Here is a 17,732-nt window from a genome sequence, read left to right as displayed (position 1 = left end):
GAGCAGGCGAGCAACAGATACTCTTGCAATATCTGTTGTCGCTGCTCCCGCCACCTCCGCATGCTACGTCAGTTGTTCTGGTGGACCCCTTGGGCGGTCATGGGCGTGTTCTGCACCGGCGTCTATGTGTACTTCGCCAGCAAACTCAACGGCATTACCCAGCAGGTATTGGCCTCATTGCAGACAATGCTGCAGCAATAACTTCGGCCACGCCGAACTGACTTGATTCCTCGCTACGGTCTTCAGTGCACTTACAGCCGCGCGCCGTTCAATGCGCCTGGCGCCATAACCTGCCCGATGGGATGACCCGCAGGAGTTTGCATGAGCAATTTGAATGATGTGCGCTTTACCTTCAGTACACCGGCCGATGAGGCCATTTCATTTGATGTCGTGTCGTTCGAACTGAACGAGGGGGTCAGCCAGCTCTATCGGCTGGACGTCGAACTGGTCAGCTTCGCCGACGACGCTGATTTTGCCACCCTGCTCGACCAACCTGCCGTGCTGACCATCTGGCAACAGGATGAGGCGGTGCGCCATGTGCACGGCCTGATCAGCAGCTTCGAACAAGGCAAGACCGGCCATCGCCGCACCCGCTATCGCGCTGTGATCGAACCGCAACTGGCCCGCGCCGGCCTGCAATCGGACTGGCGCATCTTCCAGCACCGCACCGTTCCAACGCTGCTAGAGGAACTGTTCCGCGAGCGCCAGTGGGGCACGCTGGCCCAGTACCTGGTCAACCCGCACCAGAGCCGCGAGTTCTGCGTGCAGGCCGGTGACCTGGACCTGGATTTCTTCTGGCGCCTGTCGGCCGAGGAAGGCCTGATTTCGATCTTTGAACACAATGAAGCCGGCCACGGCGTGGTACAGGCCGACAGAATCAACCAGTTCGGCAGCCTGGAAGGCGAGCCGGTGCTGTACGTCGCCAATCGCGGCGGCATGGAGCAGCAACCCTGCCTGCACCGTTTCGCCTACCGCGAGCAGGTCCGCACCAGCGTGCAGGTGCAGCGCGATTACACCTTCACCCACCCGCGCTACAACCACGAACACACGATGTACGCCAAGGACATGGGCAACCAGGGTAACGACTACGAGCGCTATAACTACCCCGGCCGGTACAAGCACGACAATGCCGGCAAGCCGTTCACCCAGACCCGCGCCGACGCCCTGTTCGGGGATGCCCGGGTGGCAGAAGTCACAGGCGACGATGCACGCCTGCAACCGGGTATCGCCTTCCAGCTGACCGGGCATGATCGCGAAGACATGAACATCCTCTGGCGGCCGATGCGCATCAAGCATGAAGGCCGCCAGTTCACCGCACTGGAAGAGGATGCTGCCGAGGCCGACCTCGGCACCTCGTATACCCTCACCGCCACCCTGATACCGGCCACTGTCGAATGGCACGCCCCTGCCCGCCCCAAACCCGTGATCGAAGGCCCGCAGATGGCCAAGGTGGTCGGTCCGCCCGGCGAAGAAATCTACTGCGACGAGCACGGCCGCGTGCGCGTGCAGTTTCCCTGGGACCGCCTCGGTCAGGACGACGACAAGAGTTCCTGCTGGGTGCGCGTGACCCAGGCCTGGGCCGGCGCCACTTGGGGCCATGTGGCCATCCCCCGCATCGGCCAGGAGGTGGTGGTCAGTTTTCTCAACGGCGACCCCGACCAGCCGATGATCACCGGGCGCAGCTACCACATCGTCAACCGCACGCCCTACCGCCTGCCCGAGTTCAAGGCACTTAGCCCTATCCGCAGCAAGGAACACCACGGCAAGCGTCACAACGAACTGCGCCTGGACGACACCACCGGGCAGATCAGCGCCGCGTTGATGACCGACCACGACCACACGGCCTTGTATCTGGGCTACCTCACCCATCCGCGCCACTTCGGTGGCCAGCCCCGTGGGCAAGGTTTCGAGCTACGGACCGATACCCACGGCGTGATCCGTGCGGGCGGCGGCTTGCTACTGACCACCGAACTGCGCGCCCGCGCCGTGCAGCACCACACCGACCTGGCCGAAACCGCCGAGCGCCTGAAAGTCGGCCAGGAGTACCACACCACCTTTGCCAGCGAAGCCCGCGATCACCTGGCCCAAGAAGACGGCGACCAGGATGAAGTGGGTGAAGCGCTCAAAGAGCAACACGACGCCATCTGCGGTTACGGCGGCAACCCCGAAGCCAACCGGTTTCCGGAGCTGGTCGATCCGCAACTGGTGCTGGCCAGCCCGACCGGCGTCGCCACCACCACCCCGGCATCGACCCATATCGCCAGCGGCGAACACCTTGGCCTGAGTACGGGCGGCCACACCAGCATGGCCATCGGCAAACGCCTGTTGATCAGTGCCAGTCAAGGCGTGCGGCAGTTCGTGCAGAGCATGGGCTGGCGACTGGTGGCCGCTTCCGGCGACATCGACCTGAAAGCGCTCAAGGACAACATCAACCTGCTGGCCAAGCTCAAGGTCAGCGTCACCGCCGAACGCATCACCCTCAGCGCCAAGGAGGAGCTGGTGATCCAGGCCGGTGGCAGCAGTACCACCTACAACGCGGGCGGGATTCTGCATGCCACGGCCGGCCTGTACACCGGGCATGCGACCGACTTCATCTACAAGGGCTCGAAAAGCCAGGCGGCAGCGTTTCCCGAAGACCTCAAATCCGCTAAGGGAAAACTCGAACTGCTCCAGCAATACGCCAATGCCCTGCCGTTCAAGAAGGGTAAGTACGAAGTTGAAGACGCCCTCGGCCAATTATTCAACGGCAGCCTCGATGGCGACGGGAAAGCCAGCGTCGCCAACGTTGCACCTGGGCCGGCCAAAGTACGATTCAGCGATGACGATGTGGATGTCTGGCACGACCCAGGATTCCCCGGCCCACACGAGCAGATCGCTGGTGAGCTGACCACGTCTTCTTCACCAGAGCTGAGTGCGCAAACAGCCGTAGTTCTAAAACAGCTCACCTCCTCCAAATCAGCGGCGAAGTTGAAGGGTACATCGCTTCGCTCGGGCGCTGATCTGTCTGCTGACACGGCAAAGTCCATCCTTAAAGGCGCCGGAGTTCCCGAGACGCTGATCAAACGCTCGGAGACAGCACGATGACCCCTCCCGCTCGGACAGTTCAACAGGCCACAGGGCCAACGAATACCGCTTCTATCAACGACATTGACGCAGGCAAAGAGAAACTGGACCAATGGATCCGAAAAATGACAGGGGGCGCCATCGGCTGGACAGCCGTCAATACTGCAGGCTCTGTCATTCCAGGCGTGGGCACCGTATTCGCAGCGGTGGATGCCGTTGGGGATCTGCTGACGCTCGTCGATGGCAACCAAGATGACTTTCTAACGTGGGTCAGCTTCGGCATCAACGTCGTCGGACTGGTGTCGTTTCCCGGCGTAGGGCCTGCACGCCTGACAATACGCACAACGCTCGCGGCGGTCAGGCGCAATGGTATCGCGAAGATTTCTGACGCCCTGCTAAGCGCACTGGAGAAGAACTTAAACGATAAAACACGAGGCTCACTGGAAGCCTTCGCCCAGGCCATAGAAAGCCGCCTGAACGAGTTGCTGACCAAGATTGCTGCGCAGATCAAAAAGGCCTGCGCTTCCTTCGCACAGATGCTGCGGGGTGTCGCTAGCGATCAAGGGCAGAAGGCCCTTGCCAAGAAAACCAAGCAAGCCTCCTTCTTTTTCGGGCCGGTTGCAGCAATAGCCGCAAACTTCCTGATCGAGGACCGACTGCTTTCTGCTGATACCTGCCAGCAATTGCTCAAAGCCGCAAATTTGGCCGACCAGATCGGCCGCAACGCTGCAGCCAAGATACTGGGCATGGCAGACGCGGGGAAAGTCGGGAGCATTGGCTACTTGGTAATGTCCTTAACGAATGCGCTTAGAAATCGAAAACGCCGAGCGGCAATCGCGGCAACATCCCACAGCAACAGGCCTAGCCAAGCACAACACACGCAACAGCAGAACGGCCTGACAACGCGTGGCACCGAGCGGCCAGCCGTTAAAGACCCCAACTGCCGAAACCTTGCAGCGGCCGGTACTGGCGCAAACATCAGCTTTGCGACGGGCAGTGAGTCCTTCACCCATACAGATTTTTCTTTGCCTGGATGCTTCCCGATCGACTGGGCACGGACCTATCGTTCCAGTCTGGCCGCATTGGACACTGGGCCATTCGGCGCAAGGTGGATCACGCCCTATACGATCTTTCTGGAGTGCACTGATGACGGGGGCCTTGCCTACCAGGACGCTGACGGCCGAAGCCATCAGTATCCAGACGTGGGCATTGGCAAACATCACTACGATGCCGTCGAAGATGTCTTGCTCATTCGAGCCTCTGGCAACGAGCTGATCGTTGCCCGCGGCCATGACATCCAGGAGCATTTTCAAAGGCAAGCAAGCACGTACCGCCTGACCTCCATCCAGCATCGCAACGGCGCAAGGCTGAACCTGCACTACGAGCACATTCACAACGACAAACCACTGTTATCGGACCTGCTCACTTACCAGGAAGATCGCCAGCAGCACCATCTGCACATTGAGTACGGCGCAAACGGCCTGATCCGTTCGGTCTGGATGATGGCTGACGGTCTGGTGCAGCGCCAACTGGCCGCCTACGAGCAGGATACCGAGGGTGATTTGATCAGCGCACGCGACGAAAACGCGGCGCAATGGCGCTATACCTACCACCGTCACCTCATTACGCACTACACGGACCGAACCGGGCGCGGCTTCAATCTGGAGTGGGACGGCGAAAGCTCCACTGCAAAAGCCGTACGGGAATGGGGCGACGACGGAAGCTTCGAAACTCGACTGGAGTGGGACAAGAACATCCGGCTGACCTATGTCACCAACGCTCAGGGGCTTGAAACCTGGCACTACTACGACATCCTCGGCTTCACCTACCGCATCGTCTACCCGGACGGCAATGAAGAGTGGTTCTACCGCGATGATGCCAAGAACGTTGTTCAACACATCCATACCGACGGCAGCGCGGAGCAGTTCGCCTACGACGAGCGCGGCAACGTGCTGCAGCATACCCGCGCTGATGGTACGTCCGTTCACCATGCGTACGATGATCTGGGCCAACGCTTCAAAACCCGCGATGCCGAAGGTGGGCTGTGGAAATACGACTATGACCAGCGCGGCAACATCATCGAAACCCAGGACCCGCTGGAGAACAAAACCCTCTACACCTACAACAGCGACAACTTTCCCATTGCCATTACCGACGCCAACGGCGGTGAGAAGAAACTGGCGTACAACCGCGACGGACGGCTGATCAGCTATACCGATTGCTCAGGCAAGACCACGCAATGGAAGTACAACAATGCGGGTCAACTGATCAAGCTGATCAACGCTGCCGGCGAGGTCACGGAGTACGAGTACGAAGCTGGCCAACTGGTGCTGCTGGTCCATCCGGACAAGACCACCGAACGTTTTGAACGCGATGCCGAAGGCCGCCTGCTCAGCCACACGGATGCTCTTCACCGGCGTACTTCCTGGACCTACGACGAAGCCGGGCTCATCTATCAGCGCCTCAATGCCAACGGCACCACCCTCACTTACCACTGGGACAAGCTCGGCCAACTCGAGCGCCTGCGCAACGAAAACAACAGCGAAGCCAGCTTCAGGTATGACCCCGTTGGCCGACTGCTCAAGGAAACCGGCTTCGACAAGGAGACCACCCACTACCTGTACGACAACGGCAGCAACCTGCCTACCCGCCGTGTGGATGGCGACAGGACCACGCACTTCGAATATGACCCGATGGGCCGCCTCATCCAGCGCAAGGCCGCACGGCGTGGTGGTGACAAGTGGGAGATAGAGACCTTTGCCTATGACGGCAATGGCAACCTGCTCGCGGCCAACAACGGCACCTGCCGGCTGCACTGGTTCTACGATGCTGCTGGCAACAACACGCGCGAACATCAGTGGCTGGATTATCTGGTCAAGCCACAGGTGGCCGTGTTCAAGCATGAGTACGATGCCCTCAACCAACGCGTCGCTACCACACGCCCCGATGGACACAGGGTCAGCTGGCTAACCTATGGCAGCGGCCACCTGCTGGCGCTCAAACTCGATGACCAGGAGTTGATCAGCTACGAGCGTGATGATCTGCACCGAGAGATCGGCCGCGTGCAAGGCAATGGTCTGATCCAGCGCCAGACCTGGAGCCCGAATGGCCAGTTGCTGGAACAAACCCTGGCGCGCCAGGGTGAGTCCAAGCGCATCGCAGCGCGCAACTACCGCTACGACGAAGCGGGTCAATTAATCCATATCAACGACTTGAACCGTGGAGATTTGCGTTATCGCTATGACCCGGTTGGCCGGTTGGTCGAAGCCAGCCAAAACTACGAAAAGGAAACGTTCGCCTTCGATCCCGCGAGCAACCTGTTGGACCCTGAGGCTCCACCCGGCCCCAATCCACATTCGCCGCGCAAGCTGATGGACAACGTGCTGCGCAGCTACTGCGGTACGCAGTATCGGTATGACGAGCGCGGCAACCTGCTGGAGCGGATTGAGAACGGCGAGACCGGCAAGTTTACTTGGGACCTGTATGACCGGCTGCGACGCTATGAGGATGAGCGACTGGTTGTAGAGTTTGGCTATGACGCGTTAGGCCGACGTGTGTACAAAGACTCACGCTCGAAATACCGCAACCGGGTACAGGCTGGACCGGTCTGGAACGAGAACGCGCGGCGCGCGCTGGATGAAAAGCTAGGCTGCGATCTGACGTTATTTGTTTGGGACGGCGATACGCTGGCGTTTGAGCAGCGAGGCCGAGATGGCAAGGGGCAGACCACGCACTATGTGTTTGAGCCTGGTACTTTCATTCCAATCGCACAGGGAGTGATGAATCACATCGAAAATATGCTACATCAACCAATATATGATATTCCTTATGACACCATGCGAGATAGTGTTCTGCAGCACAATCCCACGCGAAAAGCTTTCGACACCGTTACTTGGTATCAGAGCGACCACCTTGGAACCCCTATAGAAATGACAGCGTGGGGCGGAGAAAAATGCTGGCTTGAAAACTATACAGCCTGGGGACTAACAAAAAAAACCCAAAAAAACACTGTAAAACAGGCCAATTATTTTAATACCCTGAGATTCCAGGGGCAGTATTTTGACATCGAACTCAACCACAGCTACAACAGATATAGATATTACTGCCCGAGCACTGGTCGCTTTATCGGAAAAGACCCTGTCGGCTTCAGCGGAGGATTGCATGTCTATATATACGCAACCAATCCTATCCTATGGATTGACCCTCTTGGACTCACAAAAAAACCATCACCGAACGGACGAAAACCGGAATCGTCAAAAGCAAATCAAAACTCTTTAACTCCATGCAGGAAACCATGGCAAATTCAGCGATATAATCGTGTGTGCGAGGATGCACTGAATGGCACAAAAGTTAAATATTATCGAGACCCAGACAGCGAGCTATGGTGGTCTCGGGACACTGAGAATCATGGAGGCAGCGGATGGAAAGTAATGAAACAATACGGCGATCAACTTATCCATCAAGAAGACGCTGACGTATACGGCGATTACATGACGGGAAAACACAAAGGCCCAACTGGCGCCAAGATGAACCTTAAAGGAATGCGTTGCAAAGATAACAAGGGGAAATAAATGATTCACACATCCGAAGAATTCAAAATCCTTTGTGAAAACGATGAAGACACCACCTATGCGAACCAAGCTGCCTCAAGTGAGGTATGGACTGACATTCTTAATAAATACCCTCAACTCGCAAGATGCGTAGCTGCAAATAAAACCATTCCAGACGACATCATTGATCGTCTTTCCAAAAGTGAAGATATAGATATACGCTGGAAAATAGCAACTAAAAGAAAACTCAACAAAGCCACCTTTCAAAGACTCGCTGCAGATGCAGACCCCACGATAAGGCATCGAATTGCCTGCAACCCCAAAACCCCAAGTGACATTTTACTATTTCTTTCAAAAGATCCAGATTCCATGGTTGCTTTAGCTGCCACCCGCAAACTTCATACATAGCCAAGAGACACTAAATCTTCCGACAGAAAATCCAAGTGCGAAATCTGTGCCCTTTACCAATACAGGCCCCACACAATGAAAGTGATAGTTCGACTAGGTGACAACACCGACCACGGTGGGAAAGTTCTAAACGCCATCCCCCATACTAACCTCAACGGAAAACCGATAGCAGGCAAAGGCAACACGGTCTTCTGCCCCTTATGCAAAGGCGAATTCCCCATCATCGAGGGCAGTGCCACCTACCGCGTCAATGGTATCCCCGTGGCCCTCGACGGCATGAAGACCGCGTGCGGCGCCTGCTTGATCGCCAGCGCATCACACGGCAGCGTCCACAGCTGAGTCAACCAGGCCAAATAGAGCAGGCGAACAACAGGCATCCCAGCAGTATGCCTGTTGCCACCGCTCCCGATCTAAGATTAGGAATCTGGCAATGAGCCCCAGCACATTTGCGACGTTCTCGATTACCCGTACAGCATCAACATCAACACTCATCTAAAATTGCCGGGGCGGCTTCGCAGCCCATCGCGACGCAAGGCCGCTCCTACAAGTGTCCCTGCTAGTTCAGTGAATGTTGCCCGCGAAAAAGGCGACGCGGTGGCGGGCTCAGGCTGAACAGCTACCCCGGCTGGCACTTGCCCGTACCGCCTCGGCCAGCTTGCGCAGGTTGGCCTGGTGCGCATTCACCAGGCTGGCGATGCTGTTGTCCGCCGCGCTTTGCACCGAGGTGCGGCACGTCAGTTCGGCCTGCCCCGCCTGCTTCAGGCGCCACACTGCCTCGAGTGTGGCGTAGCGCCCCGGCACCGTGTCAAAGCGCTGCACGTCCACCCGTAGCGCCGCGTTGGCGCCCCCCGCAGGGCCGCCTAACTGGTCCTGCAAGGCGCTGCGAAACTCATCCACCAGGTTAGCCCCCCACCACTCCGTCTCCAGGATGGCCAGGCCGCTGGGCCCCTGCCGCACGACCAGTTGCGGGCGGTCGACCTGGGGCGGTACGACCACGCGGGTCACCTGAATGCGCTGGCCACTGCCGCGCACCGGCTCGCTCGGCACCAGCGTATGGTAGTTGTTCGGCGTACTGCTGCAGCCCCCGAGCCACACCAGCAGGCTGGCCACACACACATTGCGCAGTCGTTGCATCGGCTGTTTCCTCAGGGTTCAAGGTCGGCGGCACCGGCCGCTTTCGGCCGGCCACGAATCAGCGACTCGGGGTGGCGGCCCAGGTAATCGGCAAGGTCACGCAGCGAACGCGACATGCGCTCCAGCTCGTCCAGGGTTTCGCCCATGCGCTCACGCTGCGGCGAGTCTTCGGAGATCGCCGAATTGGCCGTACGCAGGGTCTTGTGCACTTCCTCGAGCGCCACCTTCACGTCTGGCAAGGTCTGGCCGTTGAACTGTTTGAGGCTGGCACGCAGCTCGCGCAGGCTGCCGTCGAGGTTGCCGGCGATGCTTTCCAGCGGCAGCTTGGCAATGCGCTCCACCACCCGCTGCAGTTGTTCCTGCAACTGCTCCAGGCTGCCGGGCAGCGTGGGGATCATGATGGGGTTGGCGGCCATGTCGAACGTGACCTTGGGCACATCCGGGTAAAAATCAAGGGAGATGAACATTTGCCCGGTGATCAGGTTGCCGCTGCGCGCCTGGGCCCGCAACCCGTGTTCGACGAAGGTGCCGATCAACCGCCGCGCACCGTCCATGTCGCCTTCGGTGTGCTTGAATACCGCCAGCATCTTGCGGTGCACCGGCCCCAGCCGCTGTGGGTAGATCACTGCGTCAACCACTACCGGAAAGGTCTGCCGGTCGGCATCGTAATCCAGCTTGATCGACGTGACCCGGCCAAACTCCACCCCTTTGAACTCGACCGGCGCGCCCACCGACAGCCCGCGCATGGCCTGGTCGAAGCGCAATTGCAGGTACTGGGCCTGGCCATTGGGTGGCGCCAGCGCGGTGTCGCGATCGGCAAACAGCTGGAAGCGCGCCTGATCGGCAGCCGGTTCGGCTTGCGGGGCAAAATCCGGTGAACCGAAGGCCAGCCCGCCGACCAATATCGATGACAACGATTCGGTATCGACCTTGAGCCCGTTGGCGCCAATCTGCATGTCGACGCCACTGGCATTCCAGAAGCGGCTGTCGGCGGTGACGAAGGTGTCGTAGGGTGCCTGCACGAACACGCCAATCTCCACGCCCTTGCCATTGTCCTGCAAGGCGAAGGACACCACCTCACCCACCGGGATCTTGCGGTAGTAGATCGACGAGCCGACATCCAGCGAGCCCAGGTCGCTGGCAGTCAGGACAAAGCGCTTGCCCTTCTCGTCATAGGTAATCGGTGGCGGCAGTTCGAGGCCGACGAAGGTCTTTGCCGGGGCTTTCGACTCACCCGAGTCGGCGCCGATGAAACTGCCCGACAGCAGCGTATCCACGCCAGAAACGCCACCCACGCCGATGCGCGGGCGCACCACCCAGAAGCGCGCGCCCTCGGTGGCGAACGCGCGGGCGTCGTTGGACAGCTGCACTTTGGCCACCACGCTCTTCTTGTCGTCGGCCAGGTCCACCGTGGTCACTTCGCCTATCACCACGCTGCGGTACTTGACCTGGGTCTTGTGCGCCACCAGCCCTTCCCCGCTGTGGAAGGAGATGGCGATCACCGGCCCTTGCTGCATCCAGTTGCGCACCACCAGCGAGGCGCCGATAAGAATCGCCAGGATCGGCACGATCCACACCAGCGACACGCTCCAGCGCCGGGTGCGCACTTCAGCCTGCCCCGGCCCCTCGTGCTTGTAAGTCTGTTGCCCCATCAATGCGGCCTCCCCTCGTTGGCATGGCTATCCCAGATCAGGCGTGGATCGAAGCTCACCGCAGAAAACATGGTCAGCACCACCACCATGCCGAAAAACAGGATGCCCACCCGTGGCTCGATGGTGCCCAGCCCGCGCAGTTGCACCAACGCCGCCACCAGCGCCACCACCATCACATCGAGCATCGACCAGTAGCCGATCAGTTCGACGAAACGGTACAGCTGCGAGCGCTGCCGGCGCGCCCAGGTAGAGCGGCGCTGGGCGGTGTACAACAGCAGGCCGAGGGAAAAGAACTTGATCGCCGGCACCCCGACACTGGCAATGAAGATGATCAGCGCGATGTCCCAGGCGCCGGCCTCCCAGAACTCCAGCACACCACCGCCGATGGTGCTTTCGCTGCCACTGCCGAGCATTTCGGTGCGCATGACCGGTAGCAGGTTGGCGGGGATATAGAAAACCAGTGCGGCCAGCAGAAACGCCCAGCCGCGGCTGATGGCATTGGCCTTGCGCCGGTGAATGCCAGCACCACAGCGGTTGCAGGTGTGCGCGCCGCTGCTCAGGTCGCAGGCCTGGCCACAGCCATGGCACAGGCACAGGCCCAGGTCGTCAGCGTTGGCCGGGGTGGTCACACCTGCTCCCACAAGTCGCGGATGTCCTTACCGGCGATATGAATGATCAACATGCTCAGCGCGGCCAGGGCCACCAGGCCGATGCCCGGGATCACATCGAGCAACCCCGCCAGCTTGATCACCGCCACCATGGCCCCCAGCAGGCAAACCTCCAGCATGCTCCAAGGCCGTAGGCTCTCCAGGCCGCGCATGCACAGGGCAAAGCCAGGGGCACGGTGGCCAGCCAGGGCGAAACTCAGCACCCAGCACAGCACGGCAATCTGCAGCACTGGCGCAAAGATGATCGACAGTGCCATGACCAGGGCGATGAAGGTGATGCTGCCGTGGCTGAGGATCAGCACCGAGTCCCACAAGGTGGCGGAATGGGTCAGCCCCTGCATGCCGATGGTCATCACCGGGTAATAATTGGCGAACACCAGCAGGATGCCGCCGGTCACGCTCAGGGCCAGGCGTTGCTCGATCGTCAGCGACCGGTGCCGGTACAGCACCCCGCCACAACGCTGACACAGGGCGCGCTGGTGTTTATGCAGCGGCGCACGGTGGTACACCGTGTCGCAGTATTCGCAGATGATCAGATCGCGGGTCGGGCTCATGGCGGCTCCACCGGCGGCCCGGTTGCAGGCCATGATGCGAAGGAACAATGTTGATATCCGGTTTAGACCATCTGGGCAAAACTGCCATCTGCAGCGCTAAAGCCGAACTATCCTGTGAGACGGGCTTTCCGCCCGGTGGAGGTGTGCCATGCGTACGTTCACGTGGAGTTACCTGCTGGTGCTGCTGTGTGCGGCAACGGCAGCCCAGGCGCAATCGGTGGTGCCGCTCAAGGGCCAGAGCAGCCAGCAGATGCAACTGGATATCAACGATTGCAATACCGTCGCCACCAACGCTGCGAACAGCACGGCGACGTCCAGCGACCCGCACATCGGCGGCCGGGTGCGCGGCGCGGCCGCGGGTGCCGCAGCCGGTGCGGTGGGCGCACAGGTACGCGGCAACCAGCACGACGAGCTGTATGACCGTGTGGGTGACGATGCCAAGCAGGAGTACCGGCAGAACCGTGCCGGTGAAGTGGCCGCCGCCGGTGCTGCGGTCGGCGGCATGCGCCAGCGTCAGGACCGCCGCCAGGACCGCCGCGGCCAGGACCAGGCGAAAACCCAAGCCCATGCCAGTGCCTACAGCGGTTGCCTGCAGGGGCGCGGCTATCAGGTCAACCCCTGAGCCATTGGGGCTGCTGCGCAGCCTGTCGCTGGCAGCCAGCCCCACCTCGACCGAACAACCCTCCAACCATGGCAATCGGGCTACTGCTGCCACAGCAGTGGGTGACGCCTTGGTTTACGCAAATCACACACTCCGCAACAATGGATCCATAGTGGTCCGATAATCGCACGCAACCCGTAAAATCAGCGCCATATTTGTTGACCTCACTTGACAGGCAGAGCTCTAATGGATCCATTAAATAAAAACAAACATTCCGGAGAGCCCCCCTATGTACCCCAAAAACACTTGGTACGTCGCCTGCACCCCTGACGAGATCACTGCCAAGCCCCTGGGCCGGCAGATCTGCGGGGAAAAGATCGTGTTCTACCGTGGCCACGAGAGCCGTGTAGCGGCAGTCGAGGACTTCTGCCCGCACCGTGGTGCGCCACTGTCGCTGGGCTACGTTGAGGACGGCAACCTGGTGTGCGGCTATCACGGTCTGGTCATGGGCTGTGATGGCAAGACCGTGTCGATGCCTGGCCAGCGGGTACGGGGCTTTCCTTGCAACAAGACCTTTGCTGCGGTCGAGCGCTATGGCTTCATCTGGGTCTGGCCCGGCGACCAGGCGCAGGCCGACCCGGCGCTGATCCCGCACCTGGAATGGGCTGTGAACGATGAGTGGGCTTACGGCGGCGGGCTGTTCCACATCGGCTGCGACTACCGCCTGATGATCGACAACCTGATGGACCTGACCCACGAAACCTACGTGCATGCCTCCAGCATCGGCCAGAAGGAAATCGACGAAGCGCCTCCGGTCACCAGCGTCACCGGCGATGAGGTAGTCACCGCCCGCCACATGGAAAACATCATGGCCCCGCCGTTCTGGCGCATGGCCCTGCGCGGCAATGGCCTGGCCGACGATGTGCCGGTGGACCGCTGGCAAATCTGCCGCTTCACCCCGCCCAGCCATGTGCTGATCGAAGTGGGCGTGGCACATGCCGGCAAGGGCGGCTACCACGCCGAGGCACAGCACAAGGCTTCGAGCATCGTCGTCGACTTCATCACGCCGGAAAGCGACACCTCGATCTGGTCCTTCTGGGGTATGGCGCGCAACTTCGCGGCTCACGATCAAACACTGACCGACAACATTCGCGAAGGCCAAGGCAAGATTTTCAGCGAAGACCTGGAAATGCTCGAACGCCAGCAGCAAAACCTGCTGGCCAACCCCGAGCGCAGCCTGCTGAAGCTGAACATCGATGCCGGCGGCGTGCAATCGCGCAAGGTACTGGAGCGGATCATCGCCAAAGAGCGTGCGCCGCAGCCGCAACTGATCGCCACCCGCGCCACGCCTGCCTGAGGAACCGCCAACATGATCGATGCCGTAGTGGTATCCCGTAACAATGAAGCGCAGGGCATCTGCAGTTTCGAGCTGGCAGCAGCGGATGGCGGCCTGCTGCCGGCGTTCAGCGCTGGTGCGCACATCGATGTGCATTTGCCCGACGGGCTGGTGCGCCAGTATTCGCTGTGCAACCACCCTGAGGAACGCCACCGCTATGTGATCGGCGTGCTTCACGATCCGGCCTCGCGAGGCGGCTCACGCTGCCTGCACGAGCAGGTTCAAGCCGGTGCCCGGCTGCGCATCAGCGCGCCGCGCAACCTGTTCCCGCTGGCCGAGGGCGCGCAGCGCAGCCTGCTGTTTGCCGGGGGCATCGGCATTACCCCAATCCTGTGCATGGCCGAGCAGCTGTCCCACAGCGGCCATGACTTCGAGCTGCACTACTGCGCCCGCTCCAGCGAGCGTGCGGCGTTTGTCGAGCGGATTCGCAGCGCGCCGTTTGCTGATCGGCTGTTCGTGCATTTTGACGAGCAGCCGGAAACGCGGTTGGATATCGTCCAGATACTGGGCACACCGCAAGAGGACCTACACTTGTACGTGTGTGGGCCGGGCGGGTTCATGCAGCATGTGCTGGACAGTGCCGAGGGGCTGGGCTGGCAAGCGGCCAACCTGCACCGCGAGTACTTTGCGGCGGCGCCAGTGGATGCCAGCAACGACGGTAGCTTCGCGGTGCAGGTTGCCAGCACCGGGCAGGTGTTCGAGGTGCCCGCCGACCAGACGGTGGTGCAGGTACTGGAGCAGAACGGCATCGAGATCGCCATGTCGTGCGAGCAAGGTATTTGTGGCACCTGCCTGACCCGCGTGCTGCAGGGCACGCCAGACCATCGCGATATGTTCCTTACCGAAGAGGAGCAAGCGCAGAACGATCAGTTCACGCCCTGCTGCTCGCGGTCAAAAACACCGTTGCTGGTGCTGGATATCTGAGCCGGCTTACGCAGTCGGCAAAATGACTTTCATGCCCGCGTCTGCCGCAGCTCCGCCGAAGGTTTCGGCGTAACGCAGGGTGGCATTGGCGTGCTCGCGCATGATTGCTTCGGCGCGGGCACCCTGGCGGTTGACCAGGGCGTCGAACACCGCGTGGTGCTGCATGTGGGCGAAGTTGAAGCGCCGGTACTCGCGGGCCAAGTCATGGCGGTCCACCGCCAGCGCAGTGACCGAGGCGAATGGCAGGTGGTCGTTGCGCGCCAGGGCGACGGCAATGGCCGGGTTATGGCTGGCCTCGATGATCACATGGTGAAAGCGCATGTTAAGGTCGTGGTAGGCCTGCAGGTCGTCTTCGGTCACGAAGCCCTTGTCGAACAGTTGGTCGCCATCGACCAGGCATTGTTGCAGCGTTGCGCGAGCGTGCGCAGACAAGCCACGCTCGGCAGCCTGACGGGCAGCCAACCCCTCCAGCACGCCACGCACTTCGACCGCACCGGCAATGTCATCGGCGCTGACCGAGCGCACCTGAAACCCCCGGCCACCAAAGCGAACCAACAGGCCTTCCTGCTCAAGGGTGCGGAACGCCATGCGCACCGGCATGCGTGAAACGCCGAACAGCTCGGCGGTAGGGACTTCCATCAAGCGCTCGCCGGCCGCCAGCTCGCCCGAGGCGATCATCTTGCGCAACGCGACCAACACCATTTGACCGGGCTTGCTCATCCAGGCGACTTCCAGAGACAGAAGCGGGCATCTTAGCGCAAGCCGGAAGCTGTTGCTGGCCTGTTGGGGCTGGCTGAGTACTCTGTGGGAGCCGCGCTTGCCGGCGATGGGCTGCGAAGCAGCCCCACTGCAAGCGACACCATTCTGCGGGATTGTGATTGGTTTGAGACCTTCGGGGCCGCTGCGCAGCCCATCGCCGGCAAGCGCGGCTCCCACACCGAATGCAGAGTTGCTTGGGCGATCTCCTACAACGTCAGCGGATAACTGACGATCAACCGTGTCTGGTCAAAGTCGCTGTTGAAGCTGCGTCGGTTGGTCGAGTTGTTGAGGCGGATGTTGAGGTTTTTCAACGCCCCGCTCTGGAAGGTGTAATTGACCTCGGTGTCGCGCTCCCACTCCTTGCCATTGCTGCCCGCCGCCGTGGTGGCGTTCTCGCCATGCCCGTAACGCACCATGGCCAGCAGGCCCGGCACGCCCAGCGCAGCAAAGTTGTAATCGTAACGCGCTTGCCACGAACGCTCGTCGGCGTTGCTGAAGTTGCCGTTCGTTACCCAAGGTGCGGCCGCTGCTGCCATACACCGACATCCACGGGCTGTCACCACTGACCTTTTGCAAACCCAGGTACAGCGTGTGGCCACTGTATGCGGCCGACAGCAAGGCGTAGCCAGTGCGGCTCTGGATATCACCAATGCGTGCCTAGCCGTCATCCCGGTCAATGAAGTAGCCAAGGTTGGCGCCCGGCGTCCACTCCCCTACCCGCTGGCTGTGCTGCAGGTTGAAGTAGCTTTGCTGATAGATGTCCTCCAGTTGCGAATGCAACAAAGCGTACAGCCCGGCCACGCATCCGTTGGAAAACAGCCCGATCAGCAACCCCAGTGCCAACGCCGCACTGACCGAAGCGCCATTGGCCACGAACAGCACCAGCAGTGCTGCGGTAATGAGCATGAACAACGCCAGCACGCGGGTCAGTGGCCAGCGAGATGCCAGGCCGCCGATCAGCGCCGCGCCAAGGATGCCCCCAACGCTCAACAACACCCCGCCGGTAATGCCCTGCTGCGCTGACAGACCGGCGGCCACCAACAGTTTTGGTGTCCAGCTCATGACGAAGTAGAAGCCGAACATGACCAGGAAGAACAGCAACCAGATCACCAGCGTGGTACGGCGCATGGCCGGTGTCAGCAGCTGTTTGAAGCCACTGGCCGTACCCTGCGCCGCCACCGTCAATGCTGGGAGTTGGGCCAGTGCCGGCTGACCGAGGCGTACCGCCAGGCGGTTGATTCGGCCCAGGGCATTGGCAGGCCGACGTGCCAGCAGGAAGTCCAGCGACTCTGGTAGCCACAGCAGCACCAATGGGATCACCAGTACGGTGACAATGCCGCCAAACAGGAACACCGAGCGCCAGCCCCAATGCCCCAGCAGCCACACCGCCAGCAAACCACCCAAGGTTGCGCCCAAGGCATAGCCGGTGGACTGCAGGCTGACTGCCAGGCCGCGCCAGCGCTTGCTGGCGTACTCGCTGGCAATCACGTTGCTGCTGGCCAGAATGCCGCCGATACCCAGCCCGGTAAGGCCGCGCAGCAGTGCCAGTTGCAGCGGGCTCTGGCTCAACGCCGAAAGCAGCATGCCTAGGCCAGACAGCGCCAGGCACAGCAGGATCAACGGGCGGCGGCCAAAGCGGTCGGCCCATGGCGCAATGAACAGCGACCCGGCCGCCATGCCGAACAGGCCAGCGCTGAGGAGCAAACCCACCTGCGCCCCGTTCAAGCCCCACCCGGCGGACACCGAGGCAGCGGTGAAGGCCATGACCAACACGTCGAAGCCGTCGATCATGTTGAGGATGATGCAGATACCTATGGCCAGGCACTGGAAGCGGCCCATCGGGTCGTTGTCCAGGCGTTGCTTGATGTCGGTATTCATGGGGTCACCTGCCGGTTCACAGGTGAGAGAACAGATGCGCACACGCAAACAAAGCGCAAGAAACCCTGACGGTTCCATACCCTTGGAAAGCCATTCATGACTGGACCCTTTTTGTAATTGTTGTCGCTTACGGCCGGAGGGCTCC

13 protein-coding genes and 2 pseudogenes are annotated in these 17,732 nt (G+C 60.7%); 8 read left to right on the top strand and 7 right to left on the bottom strand.

Annotation, left to right across the window (positions count from 1 at the left end; all coding sequences use genetic code 11):
* Nucleotides 1–60 precede the first annotated feature (60 nt).
* From ACI2KG_RS11070 to ACI2KG_RS11050, 5 genes are all read left to right on the top strand, one after another.
* Complete coding sequence (locus tag ACI2KG_RS11070) at nt 61–201, top strand: hypothetical protein (RefSeq protein ID WP_404661929.1); 141 nt, start codon at nt 61–63, stop codon at nt 199–201.
* Between the two features lie 120 nt (nt 202–321).
* The gene (locus ACI2KG_RS11065) at nt 322–3,084 is read left to right on the top strand and encodes a type VI secretion system Vgr family protein (protein ID WP_404661928.1); all 2,763 of its coding nucleotides are present in this window, start codon (nt 322–324) and stop codon (nt 3,082–3,084) included.
* On the top strand, nt 3,081–7,634 hold the full coding sequence (locus ACI2KG_RS11060; RefSeq protein ID WP_404661927.1) for an RHS repeat-associated core domain-containing protein: 4,554 nt from the start codon (nt 3,081–3,083) through the stop codon (nt 7,632–7,634). Before ACI2KG_RS11065 ends, ACI2KG_RS11060 begins: the two co-directional genes overlap by 4 nt.
* Nucleotides 7,635–8,021, top strand: coding sequence for a hypothetical protein (locus ACI2KG_RS11055; RefSeq protein ID WP_404661926.1), 387 nt, complete (start codon nt 7,635–7,637; stop codon nt 8,019–8,021). It abuts the gene before it with no gap.
* A 75-nt stretch (nt 8,022–8,096) separates the two neighbouring features.
* Nucleotides 8,097–8,360, top strand: coding sequence for a PAAR domain-containing protein (locus tag ACI2KG_RS11050; RefSeq protein WP_404661925.1), 264 nt, complete (start codon nt 8,097–8,099; stop codon nt 8,358–8,360).
* Between the two features lie 264 nt (nt 8,361–8,624).
* Here the strand turns inward: ACI2KG_RS11050 and ACI2KG_RS11045 are convergent, their stop codons facing one another.
* From ACI2KG_RS11045 to ACI2KG_RS11030, 4 genes are read right to left on the bottom strand one after another with little or no spacing between them, the layout of a single operon-like run.
* A complete protein-coding gene (locus tag ACI2KG_RS11045) occupies nt 8,625–9,155 on the bottom strand; it encodes a membrane integrity-associated transporter subunit PqiC (RefSeq protein ID WP_400617172.1) in 531 nt (176 codons plus the stop codon).
* Nucleotides 9,156–9,166: 11 nt separating this feature from the next.
* Nucleotides 9,167–10,807, bottom strand: a complete 1,641-nt coding sequence (locus tag ACI2KG_RS11040) for an intermembrane transport protein PqiB (protein ID WP_404661924.1) — start codon at nt 10,805–10,807, stop codon at nt 9,167–9,169.
* On the bottom strand, nt 10,807–11,436 hold the full coding sequence (locus ACI2KG_RS11035) for a paraquat-inducible protein A (RefSeq protein WP_404661923.1): 630 nt from the start codon (nt 11,434–11,436) through the stop codon (nt 10,807–10,809). Before ACI2KG_RS11035 ends, ACI2KG_RS11040 begins: the two co-directional genes overlap by 1 nt.
* Nucleotides 11,433–12,029 carry a paraquat-inducible protein A gene (locus tag ACI2KG_RS11030; RefSeq protein ID WP_404661922.1) on the bottom strand — a complete coding sequence of 199 codons (597 nt, stop codon included), beginning with the start codon at nt 12,027–12,029 and terminating at the stop codon, nt 11,433–11,435. The genes ACI2KG_RS11035 and ACI2KG_RS11030 overlap by 4 nt, the downstream gene beginning before the upstream one ends.
* Nucleotides 12,030–12,177: 148 nt before the next feature.
* On the opposite strand from ACI2KG_RS11030, the gene ACI2KG_RS11025 reads away from it, so the two are divergent.
* The 3 genes from ACI2KG_RS11025 (at nt 12,178) to ACI2KG_RS11015 (ending at nt 14,950) form a co-directional block, all read left to right on the top strand.
* Complete coding sequence (locus ACI2KG_RS11025; protein ID WP_404661921.1) at nt 12,178–12,651, top strand: hypothetical protein; 474 nt, start codon at nt 12,178–12,180, stop codon at nt 12,649–12,651.
* Nucleotides 12,652–12,919: 268 nt separating this feature from the next.
* The gene (locus ACI2KG_RS11020) at nt 12,920–13,987 is read left to right on the top strand and encodes a Rieske 2Fe-2S domain-containing protein (protein ID WP_404661920.1); all 1,068 of its coding nucleotides are present in this window, start codon (nt 12,920–12,922) and stop codon (nt 13,985–13,987) included.
* Nucleotides 13,988–13,999: 12 nt separating this feature from the next.
* The gene (locus ACI2KG_RS11015; protein WP_404661919.1) at nt 14,000–14,950 is read left to right on the top strand and encodes a PDR/VanB family oxidoreductase; all 951 of its coding nucleotides are present in this window, start codon (nt 14,000–14,002) and stop codon (nt 14,948–14,950) included.
* A gap of 6 nt (nt 14,951–14,956) precedes the next feature.
* Here the strand turns inward: ACI2KG_RS11015 and ACI2KG_RS11010 are convergent, their stop codons facing one another.
* The 3 genes and pseudogenes from ACI2KG_RS11010 to ACI2KG_RS11000 all read right to left on the bottom strand — a co-directional run.
* Nucleotides 14,957–15,670, bottom strand: coding sequence for a GntR family transcriptional regulator (locus ACI2KG_RS11010; RefSeq protein ID WP_404661918.1), 714 nt, complete (start codon nt 15,668–15,670; stop codon nt 14,957–14,959).
* 245 nt (nt 15,671–15,915) lie between these two features.
* Nucleotides 15,916–16,486, bottom strand: a pseudogene (locus tag ACI2KG_RS11005) (OprD family outer membrane porin); the annotation flags it as partial.
* A 3-nt stretch (nt 16,487–16,489) separates the two neighbouring features.
* Nucleotides 16,490–17,587: pseudogene (locus ACI2KG_RS11000) on the bottom strand (MFS transporter); the annotation flags it as partial.
* Between the last annotated feature and the right edge of the window lie 145 nt (nt 17,588–17,732).

Source organism: Pseudomonas sp. NPDC089407, assembly GCF_044900445.1.
Lineage (GTDB): Bacteria > Pseudomonadota > Gammaproteobacteria > Pseudomonadales > Pseudomonadaceae > Aquipseudomonas.
The sequence above is the reverse complement of the archived record's forward strand: the minus strand, read 5'-3'. Positions and strand labels throughout refer to the sequence as shown.